Genomic DNA, 12,609 nt, shown 5'->3' on the forward strand with positions numbered 1-12,609 from the left:
TAAATTTGACCGACTGAGCATTCGTTCAGTTTCCTTACTTTCAGAAAGGGGGATGTTGTTTCCCCCTTTCATACTAACTTATGCCATTACTACTTCCTTCTCTTCTACTAAAACAGATAGGGCTAGGATTTCAGCCACATCCATGGTACTGATGTCTTCTTCCACTTCTTTGGCTTTGGTTCCGTCGCTTAACATGGTTAGACAGAATGGACATGCACTTGAGATCATCGATGGATTAACGGCTAGTGCTTGTTCTGTACGTGCAACGTTGATACGGTTTCCAGTTGTATCTTCTGCCCACATCAGGCCACCACCAGCCCCGCAGCACATTCCATTTTCACGACTACGATCCATTTCTACCAATTCAAGCCCAGGAATAGATTGCAAGATTTCTCTTGGCGGGTCGTATACGCCGTTATATCTTCCTAGATAACAAGAGTCATGGTATGTTAAACGTTCGTTAATTTCACGTTTTGGTGCTAATTTTCCAGATTTCACAAGGTCATATAATAATTGCGTATGGTGATATACCTCTGCTTCATATCCGAAATCAGGGTACTCATTTTTGAAAATATTATAAGCGTGTGGATCAATGGTAACAATCTTCTTCACGCCATGTTTTTCAAATGTCTTAATATTTTTCTCAGCAATTTCTTGGAATAAGAATTCATTACCGATACGACGTGCTGTATCCCCAGAATTTGCTTCTTGGTTACCAAGAATGGCAAAGCTAATTCCCGCTTTGTTCATTAGTTTGGCAAATGCGATAGCAATCTTCTGACTGCGGCTATCATACGCCCCCATTGAACTAACCCAGAATAAATATTCGAATTCTTTTCCTTCCTTTTTCAATTCTTTAACAGTCGGTACATAAATCGATTCATCTTCATCACGCCATTTAATACGGTCTTTTTTCGATAATCCCCATGGGTTTCCTTGACGTTCGATATTCATGACCGCACGTTGTACATCAGAATCCATCTTTCCTTCCGTCATCACTAAGTAGCGACGCATATCCATGATTGTTCCAACATGCTCATTTGTTACTGGACAAGCATCTTCACAGTTTCGGCAAGTTGTACATGCATTAAGTTCAGCTTCTGTAATAACGTCACCAATTAGGCTTACTTCTTGAATCGTTGCAGCTGCTTCTCCACCAGCACTTGCTTGATTTCCAGCTGTATTAGAAAATGCATATGCAGGTACCCAAGCTGATTTGCCAGTAACTGCTGCTCCTTTTTCAGTTAAATGGTCTCTGAGCTTGATCATAATATCCATTGGGGAAAGCATTTTACCAGTACCGGCTGCTGGACATACATCTGTACAACGTCCACATTCTACACAAGCATAAAAGTCTAACATTTGGAATTGCTCAAAGTCTTCTACCTTCCCAACACCAAAGGAAATTTCCTCTTCGCTTTCCTCAGATTCCTCATCCATATCGAAATCAAGTTTTTCCAATTTACCAGGTACTTTCTTACTTAAGAAGACATTAATTGGTGCTGCAAGTAAGTGCGCGTGTTTGGACTGTGGTACATAGACTAAGAAAGACAGTAGTGTAATCGTATGTACCCACCATGCGACATAAAAAAGTACTGCCGCTGCTTCTGGAGATAAAAAACCGAAGATCGTTGCAATGACACTTGCAACAGGTTCTGTCCAACCCGCTTCCGCTCCATGCCAAATCATCGCCATTCCATTTCCGAATAAAACGGAAAGCATTAATGTTCCGATAAAAATAAGCACAAGTCCAGCTTTAAATCCCCTTTTCAAGCGAACAATCTTCTCAATATAACGACGGTAGAACGCCCAAATAACTGCAACGAGAATCATTAATGTTACAAGTTCTTGGAAAAAGACAAATCCCGGATAGAACATGCCAAATGGCAAATGGTTTCCTGGAGAAAGCCCTTTGACAAACATGTCAATCGCTCCAAATTGCACAAGGATAAATCCGTAGAACATCATGACATGAATAGTTCCCGATTTTTTATCCTTCAGTAATTTGGACTGACCAAAGACAATGGTACCCACACGTTTTAAACGCATTTTCACCTCGCCATCAAACTTGGATTTCTTACCAAGTTTGATATAAGCTAATCTTGTAGCTACAACTTTTGCAAATAGGAAAAGTGCATAAATCGTAACTACTAAAAAAGCTATCCAATTGATGATTAGGAATGTTTCCATTTCGTTCTCCCCCTTTTGTTTAGCAGTTAGGAAAGTATAAAACTTTCTTCCCGCATGAGTATAGCTAAGACAATCGCCAACCTTGTAAGTGAATTCCAAGCTAATGTTAGCGATTCCATTTATCTGAAAGATCTTGAAGTTATCGTGTTATACTTATAATATATGATGAATGAGCACTCAGTCAAACCAAAATTAAAAAATTTAAAGTTTTTAGTCTATTAGACAACAAAAAAACACTATCCCTTATTATGAGGAAATAGTGTTTTCTAGTATATCTTTATGTTTCTAGTTCTACAGATATGACAGCTTTGTCTACTTACATTTTTTCTGGAGCGGAAACTCCAATCAGTTTTAATCCGTTTGCTAACGTAGTTCGTACACCTTTCATTAAAGCAATACGAGCGTTTGTCCGTTCTTTATTTTCTTGATCCAACACTTTCTCTGCATTGTAAAAGCTATGCAATAAAGTAGCTAAATCAAATACGTATTGTGTCACTTTATGCGGTAATTGTTTTTCTGCTGCTTCTGCAACAACTTGAGGGAATTCCCCAAGCTTCTTCAATAAATCTACTTCTTTTTCAGCTGTTAGTAGCCCTGCATCATATGTAGATTCTATGTTGAATCCTTTGTTTTTTGCTTGTTCTAACATCGTACAAATTCTAGCATGTGCATATTGAACATAATAGATTGGATTTTCATTGGACTGTGAACGTGCAAGATCCATATCAAAATCTAGTTGGGAATCATTGGAACGAGTTACGAAGAAATAACGTGCTGCATCTACCCCAACATCCTCTATTAAATCACGTAATGCTATCGCTCTACCTGTTCGTTTACTCATTCGGACCTTTTCTCCACCTTCGAAAAGGTTAACCATTTGAATAATTTTTACATGGAATTTTTCAGATGGGTAGCCTAAAGCTTGTATCGCCGCACGCATTCTTGGTACATAGCCGTGATGATCCGCTCCCCAAACGTCAATTAGCTGGTTAAAGCCTCTATCTAATTTATCTTTATGATAAGCGATATCTGGTGTTAAATAAGTGTAACTTCCATCTTTTTTCACTAACACACGATCTTTATCGTCACCGAATTCTGTTGACTTAAACCATGTAGCATCGTCTTTTTCATAAATATAATTACCTTCATCTAATTTTTTCAATGCATCTGCAATTTTGTTATCTTGATAAAGTGATCTTTCAGAGAACCAATTATCAAACTCTACACGAAAAGCCTTTAAATCATTTTTAATATTTTCTAGAGAGGACTGTAAACCGAATTCTTTAAAGTATGCAATCCGTTCTTCTTGCTTACGATCTACCCATTTATCACCATCTTGTGCAACAATTTTTTTAGCAATTTCAATAATTGCTTGGCCATGATAACCATCTTCAGGCATTTCAACATCTTTTCCTAATTGTTGTAAATAACGGGCTTCGACAGAATAGGCAAGATTGTCAATTTGATTTCCAGCATCATTAATATAGTATTCTCGCTGAACCTCGAACCCCGCAGCATCTAAAACATTACAAAGTACATCACCATATGCAGCACCACGGGCATGTCCTAAGTGAAGGTCTCCAGTAGGGTTAACGGAAACGAATTCTACTTGAATTTTTTCTCCTTTACCTGTATTCGTTTTTCCATATGTTTCTCCTGCTTCAAGAATCGTTGGAATAATGTCGCCTAAAAAGTCATTTTTCATAAAAAAGTTAATAAATCCTGGACCAGCGACTTCCACTTTTTCAATAGATGCTTTCGATTGGTCAAGATGTTGAATGATTTCATCTGCAATTTGACGAGGTGCTTTTTTCGCAATTCTAGCTAATTGCATAGCGATATTTGCCGCAAAATCACCATGTGCTTTATCTTTTGGTTTTTCTAATACAATATCAGGAAGTTCTTCTTTCGTTGCTAGATTTGCATTGATTACCGCATTTGCTATTTCCTGTCTTAATGTATCCTCTGTTTGTTCCAATACATTCATTGGGAATCCTCCTCATTAAAACTAAGTATTAATTCGTGTTTCCGTTCATCAGGCTGTCCATTTAATTTTACCGTATAGGATAGAATGAGCTGCCCACAGGCTTCGTCTTTTAATTTATACGCAATTTTTTTTGTGAATGTTTCCATATGTATTGCACCATGTGGATGTTTATATACATTTTCAGTGCGACGGTTGATATCAAATTTTTGATTCATTGATACTAGGCCAGTGCGTTTAATATTGACGGAGCCTTCTTGGATCGTAATGAAGTTTTTTACTTTCATTTCTTTCTCCATTATCTCGTCAAAGATAAGGACGTCCATTTTTCCTTTTCTATAAAACTTCCCAGTGCTTTTGATTTCATTATGTTCCTTAGAACCTTGGTCATCAATAGTGGTTTGAAGTTTAACTTTTATATTTCTTTGAACAGAACTCATATTATCGCCCTTTTACTTAAAGTCATATAATGCCTATTATAGCTATAATAGGCATGTTTTTTCAATATATGTTGCTCCAGATTAACTACTTCACCCAACCAAGTAAAATTTCTCTAATAAATTTGCTCGCTGCAATAGCTGTTTTTTCAGAGTGATCGTAGACTGGTGCTACTTCTACGAGATCGGCACCGATGACGCTGATGTCTGATTCAGCAATTAATTGGATGGCTTCCAATAATTCGTTGGAGGTAATTCCACCTGCTTCTGCTGTTCCAGTTCCTGGGGCATATGCCGGGTCAAGGACGTCTATATCAATCGTCACATATACGTTTCTACCACTTAGGGTCGGTAAAATTTTACGTAGTGGTTCGGCTACTTGAAATCTAGACATGTGCATACCACTTTCGTTTGCAAATTGAAACTCCTCACGCATACCTGAGCGAATGCCGAATGAATAAACATTTTCAGGTCCAATTAAATCGCAAATCTTTCTTACTGGAGTAGAGTGGGACAAAGACTCTCCTTCATATTCCTCTCTTAAATCAGCATGGGCATCGATATGGATAAATGCCATGTCGGGATACTTTTTATACATCGATTGAATGATGGGCCATGTCACAAGATGCTCCCCACCAAGCCCTATCGGAAACTTTTCCAACTGTAATAACTGGTCTATATAATCGCGAATCATATGAAGGCTTCGTTCTGCATTTCCAAAAGGTAAAGGTATGTCCCCCGCATCGAAAAAATCAATTTCTTCTAAATGCTTATCCATATAAGGACTATATTCTTCAAGACCGATTGATGCTTCCCTTATTCGTCCTGGACCAAAACGAGAACCCGGACGGAAGCTAACCGTCCAGTCCATTGGCATTCCATAAATAACAGCTTTTGCCTTTTCAAAGTCTGAACCTGACATAATAAAAACTTTACCTGAATATGCTTCGTCAAATCTCACGTCTGTTTCTCCCCTTATTTCGTCATATCTTTCACAAATTTAGGCAATACGAAAGAGGCAAAATGGATTTCTGGAGTAAAGTATTTTGTCTCCATTTCAAAGAAACGTTCTTCTTTCACTTTTAACGGATCATGAATTTTACTTCCCATCGTAAATGTCCATAGACCGCTCGGATAAGTTGGGATGTTTGCCGTATACAAACGCGTTACAGGGAAAATCTCCTGCACATCGTGGAAGGCCTGTTTAATTAAGTCCGCTTTAAACCACGGATTATCCGTTTGTGCCACAAATACACCGTCATCTGTTAGAGCTTCATGAATTGCTGCATAAAAACCTTTCGTGAAAAGATTAACTGCTGGGCCAACCGGTTCTGTAGAGTCAACCATGATGACATCAAACGCTTTTTTACTATCGGCGATATACATAAAACCATCTTCTACTTTTACTTCTACACGCTTATCATTATAGCCGCTTGCAATAGTTGGAAGGTACTTCTTAGAATACTCAATAACCTTTCCATCAATGTCAACAAGCGTTACCCTCTCAACCGATTGGTGTTTCAACACTTCACGTATTGCACCGCCATCTCCCCCACCAACAACAAGTACATTTTTCGGATTTGGATGGGTGAATAACGGAACATGTGCAACCATTTCGTGATAAACAAACTCGTCCTTCTCCGTTGTCATTACCATATCATCTAAAATGAGCATATTTCCCCACTCTTCTGTTTCAACCATTTGTAATTCTTGAAAATCTGTTCGTTCAGAAACAAAGGTTTGCTTTATTTTTGCAGTAATCCCAAAATTGTCCGTTTGCTTTTCTGTGAACCAAATACTCAACGTTCGTTCATCTCCTAATGTAGAAATCTATTTTTCCGTAAAAAACCGTTTTTTAAATCGTTTTTAAATTATAGAGAAATTCTTGAAAAAAACAAGTATTTTTTTAAATGAATTAGAAGGTCTTAAGAAAGGTCACATCCAGCGTTTGCCTAACCTAAAGCTAATTCCCTTCGTATTTCAATGTTTATTTGTATTTATCTTTTCCCATAATGGTAGTAATACACACGTTAAACTAGAATGATGAGGTTTTGTGATGAATAAAAGCAGACTTAGAAAATACCGACTTATTTTTAAATTAATCACTACTTTAGTAGGCATTGTTCTACTCTCTATCATTGGAATCTATACGATTAGTTTTATATTAGGTCCTCCACCCCTTATGAATGAAGAGAATACGATTTATTACAATAACTCCAATGAGGTGATTGGTGAAGAGCGTAGTGCGGAAGATCGATATTGGGTTGATTTAAACGATATGTCTCCTCATATTATTAATGCAACATTGATTGTGGAGGATCAGCATTTTAAAGAACACAATGGATTTGATTATAAACGAATTATTGGTGCAATTTTTCAAAATGTAACTTCCGGAACATTAAAAGAAGGGGCTAGTACATTAACACAACAATTAGCTAGAAACCTCTACCTCTCCCATGAAAAAACTTGGGACCGAAAGATAAAAGAAGCCTTTTATACCGTTCGTTTGGAAATGTATTACTCCAAGGGTGAAATTTTGGAAGGATATTTGAACTCCATTTATTACGGACATGGTTCCTATGGAATTGAAGCAGCAAGTAACTATTTCTTTGATAAATCTTCTAAAGACCTGGATGTTGCCGAAGCGGCCATGTTAGCGGGAATACCAAAGGGACCGACCTATTATTCTCCGTTAAATGATAAGGAAAATGCTGAACAACGTCAAGAACAAATATTACAGTTAATGTTAACGAACAATATGATTTCACCTGACGAATATCAGAATGCCAAAACAACCACCCTTGCTTACTCTAAGACGAAGAAGGAAGACAACGATTCGATTGGGCCTTATTTCCAAGATGCCGTTTTGAAAGAGGCTGCAAAAATATTAGAACTGGATACAGAAGAAATTCGCTCCGGTGGATTTGAAATATATACTACTCTCGATAGTGAGATGCAAATTGGATTAGAAGATTCTGTCTCCAAAACGATAGATCAAGCAAGTGAAATGCAAATTGGTGCATTGGCTATGGATCCAAAAACTGGAGCAATTAAAGCAATGGTAGGAGGACGTGATTATTCAGAAAGTCCATTTAATCGTGCAGTTAATGCAAGAAGAATGGCTGGATCTACTTTCAAGCCATTTTTATACTATGCTGCTTTAGAAAATGGATATACCCCAAGTACCATGCTAATGAGTAAACCGACTGCGTTCGAGCTAGAGGACGGAGAAGTATATCGTCCAAGTAACTTTAATGACTATTATGCTTACGAACCTATTTCATTAGCACAAGCTCTAGCATTATCAGATAATATCTATGCTGTAAAAACCAATTTATATCTAACCCCTAAAAAGCTCGTAAATACTGCGAGAAGATTCGGTTTATCTGGGGAACTTCCAGAAGTCCCATCACTAGCTTTAGGATCTGCTTCCGTTTCCTTAGAAGAAATGGTTACAGGATATGGAATGATAGCGAATGGTGGCCATGAAATCAATAGTTACACAATTGAAAGGATTATAAACCGTGATGGAAAAACGATTTACGAAAAAGATAATAATCTAGGAGATTTAGTCCTTGATCCTAAGCAAACCTTTATACTTGCAGATTTGATGACCGGAGTGTTCGATCGACAACTGGATGGCTATGCCTCTGTAACCGGTGCTCCCATTGCCAATCAATTATCTCGCGTGTATGCGGGAAAGTCAGGATCAACAAAATCAGACAGTTGGATGATTGGATTTAGTCCTCAGCTAGTGGCCGGTGTTTGGGGCGGATATGATGATAATCGCGTGATGGAAGTAGTAGCAGAATCAGGATATCCGAAAAAGGTTTGGGCTTCCTTTATGGAAAAAGCCCATGAAGGTTTACCTGAAAAGTCATTTGAAGTACCGAATGGAGTTGTTGGGGTTGCAATCGATCCACAAACAGGCAATCTTGCCACACCGTATTGCAAGGTTAGTCGTGTCATGTATTTTGAAAAAGGCTCTGAACCTAAACAGTATTGTACAGATCATTTTCCCCATGATATGAAACCAAAAGAAGAAGATAGTAACGATGGGCCTTTTAAGAGAATTTTCGATTCCTTATTCGGAACGTAACCATTAATATAACTAAAACATTTAGTGTTTTCGTTCATAAAAAAGGAAACCAACAACGATATCGTTGTCGGTTTCTTTTTTGTCCTAGTAATACATGTTTGTCCATGTAAGCCTATTTTACAAAGTTCCATCACAAAGTACAATATGTTCACAAAATGTTCATATTTTCTTACCTTGATAACTCTTCTTTCAACTCGTCAGATGATAGTTCCCACATTTCCTTATCAAAGTTCTCTAGATAATCTTTTAATAGTTTTCTGGAATGGCCATCCATGTGGTCTACCATAACTTTACCTTTTAAAGAGCTTTCCATATGTTTAATATGCTCTGGCATGAATTTATAGGCTCTTTTATTTTCACGGTCTACTCGAATTTCACTTGCCGCTACCCCACTATACTTCTTACCTTCTTCCGTACGTTCCACATTTACCCAGACAATCCAGTATAACTTTCCATTTGGTACTTCTTCTTTTACGTGAGTCCATTTTACACGACGCTCTATTTTACTACGTGCATGCATCGCATCCATATCGACATACGCTTCATTTTCATTCGGATCGACAATAACAGATGACATGTTTTCTAAACTTATTACTCCGCCGCCATAGCCACCATGACCATCCGTTGAGTCATCTTTAATAATGGTAAAAGCATTTTTCTTATCTTTATCATTACTCATAAAAAGAAATCCTCCCTTTTTACTCGCGTCTATTCTATTCCTATTTTCACTAATTTTACCAGAGTTCATACTTCGTTTCACTTATTGCAAACTATAATTTATACAAATCGTTCGCATTCCAAATACACTCTGTTCTGACTTCTTGCGTAGGCTCAAAAAAAGAAAAGACCGAACAGGATACAGCATCATCCTACATAGGTCTTAGTTAAGCGTGATTTCTTTCATAAACTGGATTGCTTCTTTTATTTCTTCTTCACTATAGTTTTGTTTTGGTTTTACTTTATGAACTTTTCCTATCATCTCTTCTATTGGTAAATAATCAAAGTAAAACATAGTGGCTACTAATTCAAGGAAACGCGAGCTTTTTTCTTTTAATTTTTCTACCTTTTCTTCGTAATTAGGCATATCTAATGCAAATTGCTGCAAAAATTCTTTACCATCATCCGTAATTGTATAATTATATTGATAATAATTGCTTTTATCTTCTTTTATCTCATGGAGAAAACCTAGATTACAAAGTTCCTCCACCCGTAAAGTTAATTCCTCCGAATAAGGACCGTAAAAATGAAAATTATATTTTTCTTCAAATGGAATATTACATTTTTGCAAGATATAAATCATCTTTTGCAACTTTTTCCGTCCCGTTACATTTTCGGCAACTGAAAAAAACTGCATTAACTTTGCATGATTATCTAACATCTCTTACCTCTCCTTGGCCATATAAAATTTCCATAATCTTATTTTTAAGTTCTTCATTTTCTAATGCATCCAAGCGGTCTTTTGGAAAATATAATTTGTGATCCGTACGTTTTTTCCCTGATATCGCTTCTACAATATCGGAATGTCTAGACAATTCCTTCAATGAGTTATCAGGCATCACTAAGTGAATAGGCAGGCGTTCCCCTTCCTCACCTGGACGATAAAAATCATATGGCAAATCGGATGAGGAGTCGACAACCAGATAATATTCTGGATCTATACCAGCGTTTTGAAATAATTGATATAGTTCCATCCACTGTTTCATTTGTAAGTTTGGATTAAATTCCACGTATTTAAATAGCCTTCGATTCATGAATCGTTCGCATAAATCTCGTAAAATCTCATCCTGTTCTTCTTGCCACGCTTGAAAATAAAAATAAACAATCGATTCATCTAATTTTAAGTATTCATCTAACTTTACCTTACCCTCAAAAAAAGAAATAAAGTGGATAGGTTTTAATTTAAATGTGAATTCTTTGGATTCATACAACTCTTTTGCGCGATGTAAAATTTTAGAAAGGATAACTTCCGCACTTCTTGTCACGGGATGGAAATATACTTGCCAATACATTTGGTATCGACTCATAATATAATCTTCGACCGCATGCATTCCCGTTGACTTAATGACAACTTGATCCTCTATCGGCCGCATTACTCTTAGAATTCTTTCCATATCAAAATGGCCATAGCTTACCCCTGTATAATACGCATCACGCTGCAGATAATCCATTCGGTCCGCATCAATTTGACTGGAGATAAGACTTACGACAAGCTTGTCCTCATATGTTTTTGCAATGACGTCAGCTACTTCTTTCGAAAAGCCAGGACTTACTCTTTCCAATATTTTATGGATATTTGTGTCGCCAATTATAATTTGTTGGGTAAAATATTCATGATCAAGCTTAAATACTTTTTCAAAGGAATGTGAAAATGGCCCATGTCCTAAATCATGTAATAAAGCAGCACATAAGCAAAGCAACCGCTCTTCCTTATTCCAATGTGATTGATTTTCAAAATTATTGATTATCCTTCTAACAATTTCATATACACCAAGAGAATGATTAAAGCGACTGTGTTCCGCCCCATGAAAAGTCAAATTCGTTGTTCCAAGTTGCTTTATTCGACGCAGTCTCTGAAATTCTGGTGTTGCGATTAAATCCCATATAACTCGATCCCGAACATGAACATACCGATGTACAGGATCTTTAAAAACCTTTTCTTCCGACAGTTGCTGATCCTTATATGCCATTTTCTCCATCCGTTTCTTTTCGACAATTTTAATATATATTATATAATACTTAGTGGAAAAGAGGAAGTGTCCGTTTAACGACATACAGAGATGAGGGAAGTCTTGCTAGTCGCTGGGCACTGAGTCTGGACTTATAAAAAGGGTTAGGTGCAGAAAATGAAAAATTGGAAAGAAGTAATTCAGCAAACGACATTTAGATATATAGATCATTCCGAGATAGAAACATTTTCCGGAAAACCTTATACAGCCTTAAGTTCCTTTGCTATAGACGATGCTTTAGCAACTTCCGTAAGCAATGGCGATTCTCCATCTGTTATGCGGCTATGGGTTCACCCAAAAACGATTGTTTTAGGGATACCTGATGCTCGACTTCCGTATATTGACGAAGGGGTTCGTTTTTTGGCTGATAAAGAATACAACGTGGTGATACGAAATTCTGGCGGACTTGCCGTTGCCTTAGATGGCGGGGTCTTAAATCTTTCTCTCGTTATTCCGGGGATCCATGAGGTTTCTATTCATGATTGCTATGAAGCAATGGTAAGTTTTGTCCAATATATGCTTCAAGATTTAACGAATGAGATTGAAGCATATGAAATTGTTCATTCCTATTGCCCTGGTGATTATGACTTAAGTATTAACGGAAAGAAATTCGCTGGAATCTCTCAACGAAGAGTACGAGATGGTGCAGCCGTGCAAATTTATTTAGATGTAGAAGGAAATAGTTACGAACGGGCAAACCTTATTCGAGATTTTTATCGAATTAGCAAAAAAGAGGAAGAAACAAAATTCACCTATCCTGAGGTTGACCCAAATGTGATGGCTTCTTTATCTAAACTACTTCAAACAAATCTGACAGTAGAGAAAATGAAGGATAGAGTACAAGCTGCCTTACGTAATTTTAGTGAGAAAATAGTAGAGACATCTTTTTCTGAATCTGAACGTGACATGTTTGAAAAAAGATATGCACAAATGGAGAAACGGAATAAACCGATTTGGGAGGTTTTGGGGAAGTATTAGAAAGTTTAGCATCCGTAATGATTTTTTTGTGTTCCCGGTCTTTTACCGTTCTATCAAAATTGGTCACTCATCGAATTTTATGAGTGACCAATTTCTTATTGTTCTATTTCATACGGTCACTCATCTACCTCATGAGTGACCGTTCTCTTATAATTCTATTCCATTCGGGCACTCATCTACCTCATGAGTGACCGT

Annotated in this window: 10 protein-coding genes; 2 read left to right on the forward strand and 8 right to left on the reverse strand. The window is 37.2% G+C overall.

Annotation, left to right across the window (positions count from 1 at the left end):
• Positions 1-78: 78 nt before the first annotated feature.
• The 5 genes from ACFQ18_RS05935 to speE form a co-directional block, all read right to left on the reverse strand.
• Entirely contained in the window at positions 79-2,190 is a 2,112-nt protein-coding gene (locus ACFQ18_RS05935) for a (Fe-S)-binding protein (protein ID WP_047186665.1), read from the reverse strand.
• Between the two features lie 316 nt (positions 2,191-2,506).
• On the reverse strand, positions 2,507-4,177 hold the full coding sequence (argS, locus tag ACFQ18_RS05940) for an arginine--tRNA ligase (protein ID WP_204797965.1): 1,671 nt from the start codon (positions 4,175-4,177) through the stop codon (positions 2,507-2,509).
• A complete protein-coding gene (locus ACFQ18_RS05945; RefSeq protein ID WP_047186663.1) occupies positions 4,174-4,614 on the reverse strand; it encodes a DUF1934 domain-containing protein in 441 nt (146 codons plus the stop codon). The genes argS and ACFQ18_RS05945 overlap by 4 nt, the downstream gene beginning before the upstream one ends.
• Before the next feature lie 85 nt (positions 4,615-4,699).
• On the reverse strand, positions 4,700-5,572 hold the full coding sequence (speB, locus tag ACFQ18_RS05950) for an agmatinase (protein ID WP_047186662.1): 873 nt from the start codon (positions 5,570-5,572) through the stop codon (positions 4,700-4,702).
• 14 nt (positions 5,573-5,586) lie between these two features.
• Positions 5,587-6,414 carry a polyamine aminopropyltransferase gene (gene speE, locus ACFQ18_RS05955; protein WP_060668879.1) on the reverse strand — a complete coding sequence of 276 codons (828 nt, stop codon included), beginning with the start codon at positions 6,412-6,414 and terminating at the stop codon, positions 5,587-5,589.
• A gap of 253 nt (positions 6,415-6,667) precedes the next feature.
• On the opposite strand from speE, the gene ACFQ18_RS05960 reads away from it, so the two are divergent.
• Complete coding sequence (locus ACFQ18_RS05960; protein WP_204797964.1) at positions 6,668-8,710, forward strand: transglycosylase domain-containing protein; 2,043 nt, start codon at positions 6,668-6,670, stop codon at positions 8,708-8,710.
• Between the two features lie 169 nt (positions 8,711-8,879).
• Here ACFQ18_RS05960 and ACFQ18_RS05965 read toward each other — a convergent pair whose 3' ends face one another.
• From ACFQ18_RS05965 to ACFQ18_RS05975, 3 genes are all read right to left on the reverse strand, one after another.
• Positions 8,880-9,389, reverse strand: a complete 510-nt coding sequence (locus ACFQ18_RS05965; protein ID WP_204797963.1) for a YwhD family protein — start codon at positions 9,387-9,389, stop codon at positions 8,880-8,882.
• Between the two features lie 201 nt (positions 9,390-9,590).
• Complete coding sequence (locus ACFQ18_RS05970; protein ID WP_047186658.1) at positions 9,591-10,088, reverse strand: YwgA family protein; 498 nt, start codon at positions 10,086-10,088, stop codon at positions 9,591-9,593.
• Positions 10,078-11,397, reverse strand: a complete 1,320-nt coding sequence (locus ACFQ18_RS05975) for an HD domain-containing protein (protein ID WP_060668882.1) — start codon at positions 11,395-11,397, stop codon at positions 10,078-10,080. The genes ACFQ18_RS05970 and ACFQ18_RS05975 overlap by 11 nt, the downstream gene beginning before the upstream one ends.
• A 156-nt stretch (positions 11,398-11,553) precedes the next feature.
• Between ACFQ18_RS05975 and ACFQ18_RS05980 the strand changes: the two genes are divergently transcribed.
• Positions 11,554-12,414, forward strand: coding sequence for a lipoate--protein ligase family protein (locus tag ACFQ18_RS05980; RefSeq protein ID WP_204797962.1), 861 nt, complete (start codon positions 11,554-11,556; stop codon positions 12,412-12,414).
• The last annotated feature ends 195 nt before the right edge of the window (positions 12,415-12,609 follow it).

Origin of the sequence: Oceanobacillus caeni, assembly GCF_042678465.1 — a bacterium.
GTDB lineage: Bacteria > Bacillota > Bacilli > Bacillales > Amphibacillaceae > Oceanobacillus > Oceanobacillus caeni.